Consider the following 17,212-nt stretch of genomic DNA (forward strand, 5'->3'; position numbering starts at 1 on the left):
AACCGAAGGGGATGTAGTGGACGGTGCGATCGCAGGGCTGGTCCTGCTGGCGGTGCTGGTGATCTTCGCGGTGATCGTCGTCGCGAAATCGGTGGCCCTCATCCCACAGGCGGAGGCCGCGGTGATCGAGCGGCTCGGTCGCTACAGCAAGACCGTGTCGGGTCAGCTGACCCTGCTGCTGCCGTTCGTCGACAAGATCCGGGCCCGGGTGGACCTGCGTGAGCGGGTGGTGTCCTTTCCGCCCCAGCCGGTGATCACCGAGGACAACCTGACGGTCAACATCGACACCGTCGTCTACTTCCAGGTCACCAATCCGCAGGCGGCGGTCTACCAGATCAGCAACTACATCGTCGGTGTCGAGCAGCTCGCCACCACCACCCTGCGCAACGTCGTCGGTGGGATGACGCTGGAGCAGACGTTGACCTCCCGCGACTCGATCAACGGCCAGTTGCGCGGGGTACTCGACGAGGCCACCGGCCGGTGGGGACTGCGGGTGGCCCGCGTCGAGCTGCGCAGCATCGATCCGCCGCCGTCGATCCAGGATTCGATGGAAAAGCAGATGCGCGCCGACCGTGAGAAGCGCGCCATGATCCTGACCGCCGAGGGCAACCGGGAGGCGTCGATCAAACAGGCCGAGGGTCAGAAGCAGGCGCAGATCCTGGCCGCCGAGGGCGCCAAGCAGGCCGCCATCCTGGCCGCCGAGGCCGACCGGCAGTCGCGCATGCTGCGCGCCCAGGGCGAACGCGCCGCGGCCTATCTGAAGGCCCAGGGTGAGGCGAAGGCCATCGAGAAGACGTTCGCGGCGATCAAGTCCGGGCGGCCCACCCCGGAGATGTTGGCCTACCAGTACCTGCAGACGCTGCCGGAGATGGCCAAGGGTGAGGCGAACAAGGTGTGGCTGGTGCCCAGCGACTTCGGTGCGGCCTTGCAGGGATTCACCAAGATGCTCGGGGCGCCGGGGGAGGACGGCGTGTTCCGCTACACCCCGTCCCCGGTCGACGAGACCCCCGCGAACGTCAACGACGATGCCGAGGTGGCCGACTGGTTCTCCACCGAGACCGACCCGGCCATCGCCGAGGCGGTCGCCAAGGCCGAGGCAGATGCCCGCACCCCGGTGCCGCCGCTGGGATCCGCGCCGGTCGCGCCGCTGGACGCGCCGAACCGTACCCAGGCCCTCGGTGGCGTGCCGGCCGACCCGGGCGCGGCCGAGCAGTCCTGGCCGCCTCCGGCTCAGCCAGGCGGGACGCATCGCGCGCCCTGAGCCTGCGCCGCTGGCCCGGGAGTTGACGCGCACGTACAATTATTTTGCTGCTGTTGGGCCTTCTACGTGGTCTAATGGCATATTGAGCGGTTGCTGACGGTGGAGTGCGGCCTTGTGCCGGTGCGAGGACGAAATGGCGGCGTTATGACGAGAGCGTGCGCGCGGCGCGCATTGGGTGCGGGCGTGCTGTCCACCGCGCTGCTCCTCGGCGGTCCCGCCGCGCTCGCGCTGGCCGACGACGGCACCTCCGGCGGCACCGGCGGCTCGTCGGCCGGCGGGCAGACCGGCGGTTCCACCGGCAGCTCGCCGGCGTCGCCGCCGCGCACCAAGACCGATTTCGGATCCGCCGTCCGGGAGTCCCTGCGCCAGTCGCTGAACGATGTCCGCCGCACCCTCGGATCTCTCGACGGTCGCACCCGACCCGGCCCGGGCACACCCGTCGGCGACAGCGCCGAGGAGGGTCCCGAGCTCACGCCGGGAACCATCGACGCCCCCGATGTCACGCCCGAGGTCGCCATCGAGATCGTGGCGCCGACGGCCGACGACGTCGCCGCCGAACCGACCGCGCCGGAGGTCCCGCCGACACCCGTCGTCGAGCCGGAACCGGCCGCCACGGCCCCGCCGGCCGGCAGCACGCCGCGACCCACCGCGGCGCCGAAACCGACCAATCGCCACCCGCTGCCGTTCGCGAAGGTGCCCGATGCGGTCGCTGCCGTCGGTGACACCGTGGCCACGGTGCTGGACTCCACGCATGACACCGTCGCCGCGCTGCCCGCATTGCTCGCGACGCTGCCCTCGTCCACGACGCCGGTCAGCGATGTCATCACGACCATCGAGTACATGCTCACCACGATGACGGGCTCGGTCAGCGCGATCACCGCCCTGCCGACCGACCTCGGCACCCTGATGGGCATCAACTGGGTGCCCGCGCCCCCCGGCACCGTCGCGCCACCGCAAGCGCCCCGCCCGCTGGATCCGGCGCCGGCGACGGGTCTGACCGAGGTGATGTGGGCGCCCGTGCAGGCGGCCGATCCCGCCGCCGGTCTGATCACCGAGGCGCCCGCCACGCCGTCGCTGCTGTCGGCCACCACCGTCGCGGGTATCACCCATGCGGCTGTCGCCAAGCCGATGCCCGCGGGTCTGCGCGGCATCGCCACCTCCGGCAGCCCCGACTCGTTCCTGGACCGTGCGGTCACCGAGGTGCTGCTGCCGCTGTCGCTGGCCGCCCTGGCCGCCGTGGCCCTGCCCGGTGTCGGCGGCCTGCTGGTCATCTGCGGGCTGGGTATCCGCATCGGCTACCGCCAGGCCAAGGCCGGTTGGGCCGTCCATGTGGCCGGCATCGGTCGGTTCGCCGGTGCCGGACCGATGGGCGTCGTGCGCTCGGGTTCGATGGTCGCGCTGCATGTTCCACGCGGTATGCGGACCAAGATGGCCACCGGCAATCACGCCGTGGTGCGGTTCCTGGACCGCAGCGACCGCGCGGCCTAGCTCAGGCGCTGCGCGCCGGGTCGTCCGCGGCGGGCTCCGGATCGCGATGGTGGCGGCGGTGTGCCCGGATCTCATAGATCAGGCCGGCGATTCCGACGGCGGCCGTGCAGGCCGACACCAGGAACAGCAGCGGGCTGATGTTGCCGGTCAGCGCATCCCCGAGGATCACCACCGCGGCGGTACCCGGGATGACGCCGACCAGGGTCGCCATCGCATAGGGCAGCAACCGGACCGCCGAGGCGCCGGCGGCATAGTTCAGCACCGCGAACGGCACGGCCGGGATCATCCGCATGGACAGCACCGTCACCCAGCCGCGTTCGCGCAGCCGGGCGTCGAGCGTGTCCACCCGCGGATGGTGCACCAGTCGACTGAGCTGCCAACCGGCCGCGCGGACCAACACCACGGCGATCACGGCGCTGAGCGTGCTGGCCGCCACGGCGAGGCCGATGCCGAGCAGCGGACCGAAGAGCAGGCCCGCCGACAGCGTGAAAGCCGTTCGCGGAAAAGGGAACACTGTCATCACGGTGTGCGCGGCGAAGAACACCAGCGGAAACCACGGGCCGGCTGCGCGCGCCCAGTCGCGCAGCTGCATGGCGCTGGGCAGCGGCACCAGCAATGCAACTGCGACGAGAATCACAATCGTGGCCGCGATCGTCAGGACCCGCCGGCGCGGCAGCTGCGCAGCCGTCGCCGCTACCGTGGCTACGACGGTGCGCAACGTGCTGACGACGGGTTTCACGTGTTCCAAGCCTACGGGGCGCGCCGTCGTGACACCGCTCACCACGGCGCCTCACCGCGATGGCCGACCCTGCCCGCTGCACCGGGACGTGGTAACGATCATTTAGCCTCATGGGAAGTTCACCCGCCCCACACTGCGAAAACAGGAGTCACATGTCCTCGAGCGTGATGGAATCGGACCGGGAGCGCTGGCGCTCCGGGGTGGCCGGCGTGCTGGCCAAGAGCCTGCGCCGGGACGTGGCGGATCTGCCCGAGGAGCCGGAACGGCTGTTGGACACCGCGACGTACGAGGGTTTTCCGGTACGTCCGCTCTACACCGCCCTGGACGCGCAGCCCGAGCCCGCGCTGCCGGGTCGATGGCCGTTCGTGCGCGGCGGTGACGCCCATCGCGATGTGCTCAGCGGCTGGAAGGTAGCCGAGGAGTTCCCGGTCGGCGACGCGTCGGCGGTGGATGCCAACAATGCGGCGTTGCTGGCGCTGACCGAGGGCACAAGTGCGCTGGTCTTGCGGATCGGTGCGCGCGGTGTGGCCCCCGCGGAGGTGGCACAGCTGCTGGCCGGTGTCTACCTGGACCTGGTGCCGGTGATCGTCGACGCCGGGGCCGATTTCGTGGACGCCGCCGGTGCGCTGCTGCCGCTGCTGGCCGACTTCGACGACGACCAGCGCTCGCGGCTGTCACTGGATCTGGGTGCCGACCCGCTGACCGCGGCGCTGAGCGGACGGGCGGCGCCCGGCCTCGACGATGTGGTGTCGGTGGCCGCCGGTATCGCCGGCCGCCGGGGGGTGCGGGCCGTCACCGTCGACGGCCCCGCCCTGCACAACCTCGGCGCCAGCGGGGTCTGGGAGCTGGCCGGGGCGGTGGCGGCCGGCGTGGAGTACCTGCGTGCGCTCACCGCGGGTGGGCTCGGTGTGTCGGATGCGTTGGCCCAGATCAGTTTCCGCTTCTCGGCCGATGACGATCAGTTCACCACCATCGCCAAGTTGCGCGCGGCGCGGCGGCTGTGGGCGCGGGTTGCCGAGGTGGCCGGTGCTGCCGATGCCGGTGCGACCACCCTGCATGCGGTCTCCTCGGCCCCGATGATGAGCCAACGCGATCCGTGGGTGAACATGCTGCGCACCACGCTGGCGGCGTTCGGCGCGGGAATCGGGGGCGCCGACACCGTGCTGGTGGCGCCGTTCGATTCCGCCATCCCCGGCGGCCTGCCCGGCACCGCGTCGAGTTTCACCCGCCGGATGGCCCGCAACACCCAGCTGCTGTTGCTGGAGGAATCCCATCTGGGCAAGGTGCTCGATCCCGGAGCGGGCTCCTGGTTCATCGAGGATCTGACCGCCCAGCTGGCCGGGCAGGCCTGGGCGCACTTCCAGGATCTGGAGGGCCGCGGCGGGTTCAGCGCCGCGCAGGATTACCTGCAGGAGCGGATCGCCGCGGTACGCACAAAGCGTGCCGAGGACATCGCCCACCGGCGGACCTCGCTGACCGGTGTGAACGAGTTCCCCAACCTCGCCGAGAAACCGTTGGAGCATGCCGAGGAGACCCACGGGGTGCACCGCTACGCCGCCGATTTCGAGGCGTTGCGCGACCGTTCGGATGCCTACCTGGCCGAGCACGGCACCCGGCCGCAGGCGGTGCTGCTGCCGCTGGGTCCGCTGGCCGAGCACAACATCCGCACCACCTTCGCGGCCAATCTGTTGGCTTCCGGGGGAATCGAGGCCGTCAACCCCGGCACCGTCGACCCGTCGGCGGTGCCGGCGGCGGTCGGCGCGCACACCGTGGCCGTCATCTGCGGAACCGATGCCCGTTACGGCACCGAGGTGTCCGCCATCGCGGCGGCCGCCCGGGCGGCCGGTATCGAGCACCTCTACCTGGCCGGTCCGGAGAAGGCGGTGGCCGAGGCGACCGACAGGCCGGACGACTACCTGACCGCCAAGATCAATGCCGTCGAGGCACTCTCGACGCTGCTCAGCCGATTGGGAGCGTGACATGACTTCATCGGAGACCACCGAAACGTCGCTGATCGGCAGCTTCGCCGACATCCCGCTGCAGGGGGAGACCACCCCGGCCCCCGCGACCGCCGAAGACGTGGCCGAGCTGACCGCGGCCGCAGCGGCCGCGCACGGCTACACCCCCGAGCAGTTGGTGTGGGCCACCCCGGAGGGCATCGACGTCAAGCCGGTCTACATCGGCGCCGACCGTGACGAGGCCGTCGCCGCCGGGTATCCGCTGGACAGCTTCCCCGGCGACCCGCCCTTCATCCGCGGGCCCTACCCGACCATGTACGTCAATCAGCCGTGGACCATCCGTCAGTACGCCGGGTTCTCCACGGCCGCGGAATCCAACGCCTTCTACCGACGCAACCTCGCCGCCGGCCAGAAGGGTCTCTCGGTGGCCTTCGATCTGGCCACCCATCGCGGCTATGACTCCGATCATCCGCGGGTGGCCGGCGATGTCGGCATGGCCGGTGTGGCCATCGACTCGATCCTGGACATGCGTCAGCTGTTCGACGGTATCGACCTGGGCAGCGTGTCGGTGTCGATGACGATGAACGGTGCGGTGCTGCCGATCCTGGCGCTGTATGTGGTGGCCGCCGAGGAGCAGGGCGTGCCGCCGGAGAAGCTGGCCGGGACCATCCAGAACGACATCCTCAAAGAGTTCATGGTCCGCAACACCTACATCTATCCGCCCAAGCCGTCCATGCGGATCATCTCCGACATCTTCGGCTACACCAGCGCCAAGATGCCGAAGTTCAACAGCATCTCGATCTCGGGCTATCACATCCAGGAGGCCGGTGCGACGGCCGACCTGGAGCTGGGATACACGCTGGCCGACGGGGTGGAGTACATCAAGGCCGGTCTGGACGCCGGCCTGGACATCGACAAGTTCGCGCCGCGGCTGAGTTTCTTCTGGGGCATCGGGATGAACTTCTTCATGGAGGTCGCCAAGCTGCGCGCCGGCCGGCTGTTGTGGAGCGAGCTGGTCTCCCAGTTCGACCCCAAGAGCGCGAAATCGCTGTCACTGCGCACCCATTCGCAGACCTCCGGGTGGTCGCTGACCGCCCAGGACGTCTTCAACAACGTCGCACGCACCTGCGTCGAGGCGATGGCGGCCACCCAGGGCCACACCCAGTCGCTGCACACCAACGCACTCGACGAGGCGCTGGCGCTGCCGACCGATTTCTCCGCTCGCATCGCGCGCAACACCCAGCTGCTGTTGCAGCAGGAGTCCGGCACCACTCGCCCGATCGACCCCTGGGGCGGCTCGTACTACGTCGAGTGGCTGACCCATCAGCTGGCCGAGAAGGCCCGCGCCCACATCAAGGAGGTCGCCGAATACGGCGGCATGGCCCAGGCCATCGACGCGGGCATCCCCAAGATGCGCATCGAGGAGGCCGCGGCCCGCACGCAGGCACGCATCGACTCCGGCGTGCAGGCGCTGATCGGGGTGAACAAGTACCAGGTCGCCGAGGACCAGGAGATCGAGGTCCTCAAGGTCGAGAACAGCCGGGTGCGCGCGGAGCAACTGGCGAAGCTGGAGCGGCTGCGTGCCGAACGCGATGACGACGCCACCCAGGCCGCACTCGCCGAATTGACCCGTGCGGCAGGCGAAAACGTGTCGACCGGCGCGGACGGACTCGGTAACAACCTGATGGCGCTGGCCATCAACGCCGCCCGGGCGCATGCGACGGTCGGGGAGATCTCCGACGCGCTGGAGAAGGTCTACGGCCGCCATGTGGCCGAGATCCGGACCATTTCCGGGGTGTATCGCGACGAGGTCGGGAAGGCTGGGAACGTGGGTACCGCAACGGATCTGGTGGAGCGCTTCGCCGAGGCCGACGGGCGCCGGCCGCGCATCCTGGTGGCCAAGATGGGTCAGGACGGGCACGACCGCGGTCAGAAGGTGATCGCAACGGCGTTCGCCGACATCGGTTTCGACGTCGACGTCGGCTCGCTGTTCTCCACCCCGGACGAGGTGGCCCGCCAGGCCGCCGACAACGACGTGCACGTTGTCGGGGTGTCCTCGCTGGCCGCCGGTCACCTCACGCTGGTGCCCGCGCTGCGTGATGCGCTGGCCGAGGTCGGGCGTCCCGACATCATGGTCGTCGTCGGCGGGGTCATCCCGCCCGGTGATTTCGACGAGCTCTACGCGGCCGGGGCCACTGCCATCTTCCCGCCGGGCACGGTGATCGCCGAGGCGGCGATCGGCCTGCTGGGCAAGCTGGCCGACCGACTCGGTTACACGCTGAGCTAGATGAGCCCGACGGCCGCCGAACTCGCCGGGGCGATCCGCGACGGGGATCGCTCCGCGCTGGCCCGGGCGATCACGCTGATCGAGTCGACGCGCGCCGACCACCGGCAGCGGGCCCAGGAGCTGCTGCTCGAGCTCATGCCCGAGGCCGGCAGCGCGCTGCACGTGGGCATCACCGGGGTGCCGGGGGTCGGGAAGTCGACCACGATCGAGGCACTCGGCATGCACCTGATCGAGGCCGGCCACCGGGTGGCAGTGCTGGCGGTGGACCCCTCCTCGACGCGTACCGGCGGCTCGATCCTCGGTGACAAGACCCGGATGGCCAAGCTGGCGGTGCATCCGGACGCCTACATCCGGCCCTCGCCGACGTCGGGAACCCTCGGCGGCGTGGCGCGCGCGACGCGGGAGACGATCGTGCTGCTGGAGGCGGCCGGGTTCGACGTCATCCTGGTCGAGACGGTCGGGGTGGGGCAGTCCGAGGTGACGGTGTCGGACATGGTGGACACCTTCGTGTTCCTGACGCTGGCGCGCACCGGCGATCAGTTGCAGGGCATCAAGAAGGGTGTGCTGGAGCTGGCCGACATCGTGGTCGTCAACAAGGCCGACGGCCCGCACGCGGTGGAGGCCAAGTCGGCCGCCCGAGAGCTCACCGGCGCACTCCGACTCATCTATCCCCGCGAAACTCTTTGGCGCCCACCGGTTCTCACCATGAGCGCGTTGACCGGTGACGGGCTGGCCGAGTTGTGGCGCACCGTCGAGGAACACCGGCGGGTGCTGACCGAGGCGGGGGAGTTCGACTCGCGCCGGCGGACCCAGCAGGTGAACTGGACCTGGTCGATGGTCCGCGACACGGTGCTGGATCGGGTGCTGAGCCACCCACAGGTCAAGCGCATCCGTGCCGATGTCGAGCGGCAGGTGCGCGACGGCGAGTTGACCGCGGCGCTGGCCGCGCAGCAGATCCTCGACGCCGCCGACTGACCTCGGTCAGCGGAGCTATGGCTGGCCGGGGGCGTGGATTCGGGAAAGGTCCACGTCTCACGGTTAGGTAACGCCCCTCGATAGTTAGCCAGCCGGCGGAGTAAATTGTGGTGACTGTGACCTACGCAATAGACGGCGAGCGCAGCGCGGCGCTCACCGAGATGACCGAGGCCGATCGCGGCCACGCACTGCCTCGCGGTGTCCGTGGCGCGGCCGATCCCAACTTCGCCTGCGCCGTGCAGGCCTTCGCGAGGCTGTTCGGTCATCGCCGCTTCGGTGGCGGGGCATTGGCGGTGTACCTGGACGGCGTGCCCGTGGTTGACGTCTGGACCGGCTGGGCCGACCGCAAGGGCCGGCGACGCTGGTCGGCGGACACCGGCGCCATGGTGTTCTCGGCGACCAAGGGTCTGGCATCCACGGTCATCCATCGGCTGGTCGACCGTGGCCTGATCGACTACGACGCGCCGGTCGCCGAGTACTGGCCGGAGTTCGCGGCCAGGGGTAAGGCGGCGATCACGGTGCGTGAGGTCATGCGGCACCGCGCCGGCCTGTCCCAACTCAACGGCATCTCCCGGGCCGACCTGCTCGACCACGTGCGGATGGAGGAGCGCATCGCCGCCGCGCCGGTGGGGCTGCTGCGCGGCCGGCCGGCCTATCACGCACTGACCTACGGCTGGCTGGTGTCCGGACTGGCCCGCTCGGTCACCGGGCGGGGGATGCGTGAGTTGTTCCGCACCGAGCTGGCCCGCCCGCTCGATGTCGACGGCATCCACCTCGGCAGGCCGCCGATCTCCGCGCCCACCCAGCCCGCCCAGATCATCGGCCCCCAGCGTCATCTGCAGAACCCGATCTTCAACGCGGTGGCGCCGCATCTGGCGGCGCTGCCGTTCTCCGGCGGCCTGGGCGCGCTCTACTTCCCGGGCATGAAGTCGATGGTGCAGGGCGACACCCCGCTGCTGGACAGCGAGATGGCCTCGGCCAACGGAGTGGCGACGGCGCGCGGGCTGGCCCGGGTCTACGGTGCGATCGCCAACGGGGGCGAGATCGACGGCACCCGGTTCCTGTCCGGTGAACTGGTGGCCGGGCTGACCGGTCCGCGCAGTCTGTACCCCGACGGTTCCATCGGCCTGCCGATGGCCTTCCATCTCGGTTACCACGCGCTGCCCTTCCCGGGTATGTTGCCGGGCTTCGGGCACGTCGGTCTGGGCGGCTCGCTGGGGTGGGCCGACCCGGCCACCGGACTGGCGTTCGGCTACGTCCACAACCGGCTGCTGACCCCGCTCGTGGTGGCCGATCAAGCGGGATTCGTGGCCACCGCGGCACTCATCCGGCGCGGTGCGGCGCGCGCCAGAGAGCGCGGTTTCGGCGCAATCCCGGTCTTCGGCGCAGGCTGCGCGGAACCGGCTTCGGCCGCCGTCTGACCGGTTCGCCGATCTTGGTTTCGGCGGCCCGAAGTTTTGCTTGCCGGCGCAAGGACCACCTGATACCGCGGGTAACGCGATATTGCTGGTGACCTCGGCAGTTGGCTGTCGGAAAGGGTCCGGGGGCCTGTGCCCGGGCAATTCGTGGCCGGCACTGCGGGAAAATGTGATGTCCCTGTGAGTGTGGTTACCGTTACGTAATCGAAGGTTGCCACCATTCTGGCGAACTCGCTGTGATGCGCGTCGGCGACCCTCGGCGGCGCCCGGCAAACGGCACCAGTGGGGTGGGTGTTACAACTGTTTACTGAGCTAGCGGGCCTTGAACGGGCGGTCAAGTGGGTCGATCGACAGCCGATTCACAGCTTGAATTCGACACCAACCGTTGTCTGTAGATGCACGAACTTGTTTGCTGCAGAATCGAGTGGCTAATGATTGGCTTGACAAGGTGACTCGCGTCACATTTACTTAAACGTCAATAAGACAATGGATTCGCAGGTGACGGCGTTATCGCGAAGTTGCTGGATCAACGAGATGTAGCTGGTGTAGCCTGCGCGTCGGCGCTCTTGACGCTGTAGAGTTTGCAATGGATTTGCTCAGTTTTTAACGCCGTCGTCAACGGGGACGACTACGCTACCGACTCACGGACGAGTCGCAGCAAAGTCCGGAGAGGGTGTGAGAGGGTGCGAAGTTTGTTCAGGCGCCTGCCGAGCCGGCGCGCCACCTGATCCGACAGTCGTCATCCTGCTCGCTCAGTCTCGCAGTACCCGCTTGGAAGAGGTTTGAACTACGTGGTTGATACACCTGTCACAACGGTCGCCGTCATCGGGATGGCGTGCCGCTTGCCTGGCGGAATCGACTCACCTGACCGTATGTGGCAGGCGTTGCTCGGTGGCGAGGACCACGTCACCATCATCCCGTCGGACCGGTGGGATGCCGACGAGTTCTACGACCCCGAGCCCGGTGTGCCCGGACGATCGGTCTCGAAGTGGGGCGCCTTCCTCGACGACGTAGCCGGCTTCGACGCCGACTTCTTCGGCATCAGCGACCGCGAGGCCACCGCCGTCGACCCGCAGCACCGACTGCTGTTGGAGACGGCCTGGGAGGCCATCGAGCATGCGGGCATCGACCCGTCGACGCTGCAGGGCTCACTCACCGGCGTGTTCATGGGTCTGACCCACGGCGACTACCAACTGCTGGCCGCCGACGCCCACTCGATCGAGGGGCCCTACGGCTTCACCGGCAACAACTTCAGCATGGCCTCGGGCCGCATCGCCTATCACCTCGGCGTGCACGGCCCCGCCTACTCGGTGGACTCGGCCTGCTCGTCGGGTCTGCTCGCGCTGCACCTGGGCTGCCGCAGCCTGCACGACGGTGAGAGCGACCTGGTGCTCGCCGGCGGTGTGAACCTCGTCCTGGAACCGCGCAAGCTGTCCTCGGGCTCGGCGCAGGGCATGCTCTCACCCACCGGGCACTGCCACGCCTTCGACGCCGCGGCCGACGGTTTCGTGCCCGGCGAGGCCACCGGTGTCGTCCTGCTCAAGCGGCTCGCCGACGCCGAACGCGACGGCGACCGCATCCTGGCCGTGGTGCGCGGTAGTGCGGTCAACCAGGACGGCCACACCGTCAACATCGCCACCCCGTCGCGCGACGCCCAGGTCGCCGTCTACAAGGCCGCCCTGGATGCCGGCGCGATCGACCCGGCCACCGTCGGCATGGTCGAGGCGCACGGCACCGGAACCCCGGTCGGCGACCCGATCGAGTTCTCCAGCCTCGCCGAGGTCTACGGCGCCGCCGGCCCGGTGGCGCTCGGCTCCTCGAAGACCAACTTCGGGCATTCACAGTCCGCGTCGGGCACCATCGGCCTGATCAAGAGCGTGCTCGCGCTGCAGCACGCGACCGTGCCGCCGAACGTGAACTTCACCCGGCTGCCCGATGAGCTCGCCGGTATCGAGACCGATCTGTTCGTGCCCGCCGAGGTCACCCCGTGGCCGGCCACCGATCAGCCCCGGCGCGCGGCCGTCTCGGCCTACGGGCTGTCCGGCACCAACGTGCACGCCGTGCTCGAAGAGGCGCCCGCCGCGTCGGCCGCCGCCGCACCCACCGGCGATCAGCCGCACATCTTCGCGCTGTCGTCCACCTCGGCCGAGGAACTGCGCCGCACCGCCGGCCGGCTCGCCGACTGGGTCGAGGCCCAGGAGGACCTCAACCTGCACGACCTGGCCTACACGCTGGCCCGGCGACGTGCGCACCGGCCGGTGCGCACCGCTGTGCTGGCCGATGACCACGCGTCCCTGGTCGCCGCGCTGCGCGAGGTGGCCGACGGCGAGACGCCGTATCAGCGGGCTGTCGGCAGCGGTGACCGCGGTCCCGTCTGGGTGTTCTCCGGTCAGGGTTCGCAGTGGGCGGGCATGGGCGCCGGTCTGCTCGCCGGCGAGCCGGCCTTCGCGGCCGCCATCGCCGAGCTCGAACCGCTGATCGCCGCCGAGTCGGGTTTCTCGGTCACCGAGGAACTGCGCGCCTCGCAGACCGTCACCGGCATCGACAAGGTGCAGCCGACGGTGTTCGCGGTGCAGGTCGCCCTCGCGGCCACCCTGAAGACCTACGGCGTCACGCCCGGCGCCGTCATCGGTCACTCGATGGGCGAGGTCGCCGCGTCGGTGGTCTCCGGCGTGCTGACACTGGAGGACGGCGTCAAGGTGATCTGCCGGCGCTCCAAGCTGATGGCCACCATCGCCGGATCCGGCGCGATGGCGTCGGTCGAGCTACCCGCCCAGCAGGTGCTCTCGGAGCTGGCCGCCCGCGGCATCAACGATGTGGTGCTCTCGGTCGTCGCATCGCCGCGCTCGACCGTCGTCGGTGGCGCCAAGGAGTCGGTGCGCGAGCTCATCGCGGACTGGGAGAGCCGTGACGTGATGGCCCGCGAGGTCGCCGTCGACGTGGCCTCGCACTCACCGCAGGTCGACCCGATCCTCGACGATCTCGCCGACGCCCTCGAAGACCTCGACCCGGCCGAGCCGAGCGTCGACTACTACTCGGCGACGCTGTACGACCCGCGCGACATCGCCGACTTCGACGCCGACTACTGGGTGGACAACCTGCGCCACGCGGTGCGCTTCGCCGCCGCCGTGCAGGCGGCCCTGGAGGACGGCTACCGGGTCTTCACCGAGCTGTCGCCGCATCCGCTGCTGACCCACGCCGTCGACCAGACCGCCGGCAGCCTGGACATCGCGCATGCAGCGTTGGCCAGCGTGCGGCGCGAGCAGGAGCTGCCCTACGGTCTGCGGGCCGTTCTGGCCGACCTGCACAGCGCCGGGGCCCGGATCGACTTCTCGGTGCTGTACCCGACCGGCAACCTGGTCGATGCGCCGCTGCCGACCTGGACCCATCGCGATCTGATCCTGGTGCGCGACCCCCTCGAGCTCGCCCCGGGCGGCGCCACGCTGGCCGTGCACCCGCTGCTGGGCGCCCACGTCCGGCTGCCCGAGGAGCCCGAACGGCACGCCTGGCAGGCCGATCTGGGTACCGACATCCAGCCGTGGCTGGGTGATCACCAGGTGCACAATGTGGCCTCGCTGCCCGGCGCCGCATACTGCGAGATGGCCCTCGCCGCCGCCCGCAACGTCATGGGTGAGACCGCCGAGGTGCACGACGTCAGCTTCGAGGCGCTGCTGCTCCTTGAGGCCAGCACCGAGGTGACCGCCGCCGCGACCGTGACCCGAGCCGGCGCCGCGGACTTCGTGGTGGAGACCTATCTGCAGGGTGAGCAGGTCAAGCGGGCTTCGGCCACGCTGCGCGCCGGTGACGAGCAGGCCGCGCCCGCCGCCGTCGACATCGACGCCACCCTGGCCGCGCACACCGTGCGGGTCGACGGCGCCGAGATGCGCGCCTGGTACAGCCAGCGCGGCATCCAGTACGGCCCGGCCTTCGCCGGACTGGTCGCCGTCAACGTCAACGACGGATCCGATGTGCAGTCCGACTCGGTGCTCGCCGAGGTGGCCCTGCCCGGCTCCATCCGGTCCCAGCAGGGTGCCTACGGTGTGCATCCCGCGCTGCTGGACGCCTGCTTCCAGGCCGTCGGTGCGCACCCCGCGCTGCGCGGCGACACCAGCGGCACGCTGATGCTGCCGCTGGGCGTGCGACGGTTGCGGGCCTACGGCTCGACCCGCAACGCGCACTACTGCCACGCCCGGATCATCAATGTCACCGCCAACTCCGTCGAGGTCGACCTGGATCTGCTCGACGAGAACGGCACCGTGCTGCTCGCGGTCGCCGGCCTGCGGCTGGGCACCGGGGTGTCCGACAGCGGCCAGCGTGAGCGCACGTTCAACGACCGCTTGCTCACCATCGAGTGGCGCCAGCACGAGCTGCCCGAGGCGGACTACCACGGCGGTGGCCGCTGGTTGCTGATCAGCACCTCCGATGCCGCCGACCTGCTGGCCACCAAACTGGCCGACGCGCTGAAGAGCCACGACGTGGACGTCACCACCATGGTGTGGCCGCAGCACTCCGACCACGACGCGAACGCGGCCCGACTGCGCGAGCAGCTGGCGGCCCAGCCCTTCGGTGACGTCCTGGTGGTCACCCCGCCGCGGCACGGTGTCACCGACGAGCAGTCCGGCGTGCGGGGCGGTGACAACGTGCGCCACCTGGTGAAGATCGTGCGGGAGCTCCCGGAGACCCCGGGCGAGGCCCCGCGCCTGCACGTGGTGACCCGCAACGCGCAGACGGTGCTGGCCGAGGACTCGGCCAATCTGGACGAGGCGGGCCTGCGTGGCCTGATCCGGGTGATCGGCACCGAACACGCCCAGTTGAAGGCCACCCAGATCGACGTCGACGACTACACCGACGCGGCCCAGATCGCCGCGCAGCTGGTGTCCGGCTCGGACGAGGACGAGACCGCCTGGCGCGGGAGCAAGTGGTACGTGGCGCGGCTGGTGCCCGGGGCGCTGCGTCCCGAGGAACGCCGCACCACCGTGGTCAACCCGGCCCGCGAGGGAATGCGCCTGCAGATCCGCACACCCGGGGACATCCAGTCCCTGGAGCTGGCGGCCTTCGAGCGGGTCGCACCCGGCCCCGGCCAGATCGAGGTGGCCGTCGGCGCGTCCAACCTGAACTTCGCCGATGTGCTGGTGGCGTTCGGCCGCTACCCGTCCTTCGAGGGCCGGCTGCCCAAGCTGGGGGCCGATTTCGCCGGTGTCGTCACCGCGGTGGGGCCCGGCGTCACCGGGCACAAGGTCGGTGACCGCGTCGGCGGCATCTCGGCCGACGGTGCCTGGGCGACGTTCGTCACCTGTGATGCCAACCTGGCCGTCACGCTGCCGCCGGGGCTGCCCACCAACCGGGCCGCCGCGGTGCCCAGCGCGCATGCCACCGCCTGGTACAGCCTGCACGACCTGGCCCGGATCAGCGCGGGGGACAAGGTGCTGATCCATTCCGCCACCGGCGGCGTGGGCCAGGCCGCGGTCGCCATCGCGCGGGCCGCCGGAGCCGAGATCTTCGCCACCGCGGGTAGCGATGCCCGCCGGGAGTTGTTGCGCGGCATGGGAATCGAGCATGTCTATGATTCCCGCAGCACCGATTTCGCCGACGAGATCCGCCGCGACACCGACGGCTACGGCGTGGACATCGTGCTGAACTCGCTCACCGGCGCCGCGCAGAAGGCCGGCCTGGAACTGCTGTCCTTCGGCGGCCGGTTCGTCGAGATCGGCAAGCGCGACATCTACGGCGACACCCGGATGGGGCTGTTCCCGTTCCGCCGCAACCTGTCGTTCTACGCGGTCGACCTGGCGCTGCTGTCGCTGACCGATTCGGACACGCTGCGTCGCCTGCTGGAGGTCTGCTACCAGCAGATCGCCGACGGCGTGCTGCCGCTGCCGGAGACCACGCATTACCCGCTGCAGGATGGCGCGACCGCCATCCGCGTGATGGGCGCGGCCGGGCACACCGGCAAGCTGGTGCTCGACATCCCGCACGGCGGGCAGATCGACGCCGTGGTCCCGCCCGAAGAGGCTCGTGTGGCCCGGCCTGACAGTGCTTATGTGGTCACCGGCGGCCTGACCGGTCTGGGACTCTTCCTCGCCGAGCAGCTGGCCGAATCCGGCGCAGGCCGGATCGTGCTCAACGGTCGCTCCGCGCCGTCGGAGGCCGCCTCCGAGGTCATCGAGCGGATCCGCCGGGCCGGTGTCGAGGTCGAGGTCGAGCGCGGCGACATCGCCGAGCCCGGCACCGCGGACCGGCTGGTCGAGGCGGCCTGTGCGACCGGTCTGCCGCTGCGCGGCGTGCTGCACGGTGCGGCCGTGATCGAGGACGCGGTGCTGGCCAACATCACCGACGAACTGGTCGAACGGGACTGGGCGCCGAAGGTGTACGGCGCGCTGAACCTGCACCGCGCGACGGCCAAGCAGACCCTGGACTGGTTCTGCGTGTTCTCCTCGGCGGCCGCGCTGGTCGGCTCACCCGGCCAAGGCGCCTACGCCGCGGCCAACAGCTGGCTGGACGCGTTCACCCACTGGCGCCGCAGCCAGGGCCTGCCCAGCACCTCCATCGCCTGGGGCCCGTGGTCGGAGATCGGCGCGGGTACCGCGCTGGCGGATTCCAGTGAGGCCGCGATCGCCCCGGCCGAGGGTGCGTATGCGTTCGAGACGCTGCTCCGGCACGACAGGGCTTACAGTGGTTACGCCCCCGTGGTAGGTACGCCATGGCTGGCGGCGTTCGCGCAGAGCAGCAAGTTCGCCGAGGCTTTCCAGTCGTCCGGCCAGCGCAGCACCGGCAGCGCCTTCCTCGCGGAACTGCACGAACTGCCGCGTGATGAGTGGCCGGCGCGGATGCGCCGGATGATCTCCGAGCAGATCAGCCTGATCCTGCGGCGGTCGGTCGATCCGGACCGTCCGCTCGCCGAGTACGGGTTGGACTCGCTGGGCACGCTGGAGGTACGAACCCGCATCGAGGCGGAGACAGGTATACGTATCGGATCGACAGATATTTCGACCATCCGGGTGCTCGCAGACCGTCTTTGTGACGTTCTTGCCCCCGAGGAAGTGTCGGTTCCGTCATGATCAGAGGTCGCGCAACGTCGCTCGATTT

At 70.0% G+C, this 17,212-nt stretch carries 8 protein-coding genes; 7 read left to right on the top strand and 1 reads right to left on the bottom strand.

The features are described from left to right. Window positions 1-16 precede the first annotated feature (16 nt). Window positions 17-1,261, top strand: a complete 1,245-nt coding sequence (locus BST17_RS00670; protein WP_083054561.1) for an SPFH domain-containing protein — start codon at window positions 17-19, stop codon at window positions 1,259-1,261. A gap of 144 nt (window positions 1,262-1,405) precedes the next feature. Continuing rightward, window positions 1,406-2,749 (top strand): hypothetical protein, encoded by a 1,344-nt coding sequence (locus BST17_RS00675; protein ID WP_133053490.1) that lies wholly within the window; start codon window positions 1,406-1,408, stop codon window positions 2,747-2,749. 1 nt (window position 2,750) lies between these two features. On the opposite strand, the gene BST17_RS00680 is transcribed toward BST17_RS00675, so the two are convergent. Beyond that, window positions 2,751-3,488, bottom strand: a complete 738-nt coding sequence (locus BST17_RS00680; RefSeq protein ID WP_083054565.1) for a TVP38/TMEM64 family protein — start codon at window positions 3,486-3,488, stop codon at window positions 2,751-2,753. Between the two features lie 152 nt (window positions 3,489-3,640). Between BST17_RS00680 and mutA the strand changes: the two genes are divergently transcribed. The 5 genes from mutA to pks2 all read left to right on the top strand — a co-directional run bounded on the left by mutA (window position 3,641) and on the right by pks2 (window position 17,184). Beyond that, window positions 3,641-5,467, top strand: coding sequence for a methylmalonyl-CoA mutase small subunit (gene mutA / locus BST17_RS00685; protein WP_083054567.1), 1,827 nt, complete (start codon window positions 3,641-3,643; stop codon window positions 5,465-5,467). A 1-nt stretch (window position 5,468) separates the two neighbouring features. Beyond that, complete coding sequence (gene scpA / locus BST17_RS00690) at window positions 5,469-7,733, top strand: methylmalonyl-CoA mutase (RefSeq protein ID WP_083054569.1); 2,265 nt, start codon at window positions 5,469-5,471, stop codon at window positions 7,731-7,733. Beyond that, window positions 7,734-8,708, top strand: coding sequence for a methylmalonyl Co-A mutase-associated GTPase MeaB (gene meaB / locus BST17_RS00695; RefSeq protein ID WP_083054571.1), 975 nt, complete (start codon window positions 7,734-7,736; stop codon window positions 8,706-8,708). Between the two features lie 116 nt (window positions 8,709-8,824). Further along, window positions 8,825-10,129, top strand: coding sequence for an esterase/beta-lactamase LipL (gene lipL / locus BST17_RS00700; RefSeq protein WP_083054573.1), 1,305 nt, complete (start codon window positions 8,825-8,827; stop codon window positions 10,127-10,129). A gap of 788 nt (window positions 10,130-10,917) precedes the next feature. Continuing rightward, window positions 10,918-17,184: a sulfolipid-1 biosynthesis phthioceranic/hydroxyphthioceranic acid synthase gene (gene pks2 / locus BST17_RS00705; RefSeq protein ID WP_083054575.1), complete on the top strand. Its 6,267-nt coding sequence runs from the start codon at window positions 10,918-10,920 to the stop codon at window positions 17,182-17,184. Window positions 17,185-17,212 lie beyond the last annotated feature (28 nt).

The sequence above is a fragment of the Mycolicibacterium bacteremicum genome (genome assembly GCF_002086115.1).
Lineage (GTDB): Bacteria > Actinomycetota > Actinomycetes > Mycobacteriales > Mycobacteriaceae > Mycobacterium > Mycobacterium bacteremicum.

Coding starts and splice junctions, on each gene's coding strand:
- BST17_RS00675 (WP_133053490.1), top strand. CDS start 1,406: ATGACGAGAGCGTGCGCGCGGCGCGCATTGGGTGCGGGCGTGCTGTCC.
- mutA (WP_083054567.1), top strand. CDS start 3,641: ATGTCCTCGAGCGTGATGGAATCGGACCGGGAGCGCTGGCGCTCCGGG.
- scpA (WP_083054569.1), top strand. CDS start 5,469: ATGACTTCATCGGAGACCACCGAAACGTCGCTGATCGGCAGCTTCGCC.
- meaB (WP_083054571.1), top strand. CDS start 7,734: ATGAGCCCGACGGCCGCCGAACTCGCCGGGGCGATCCGCGACGGGGAT.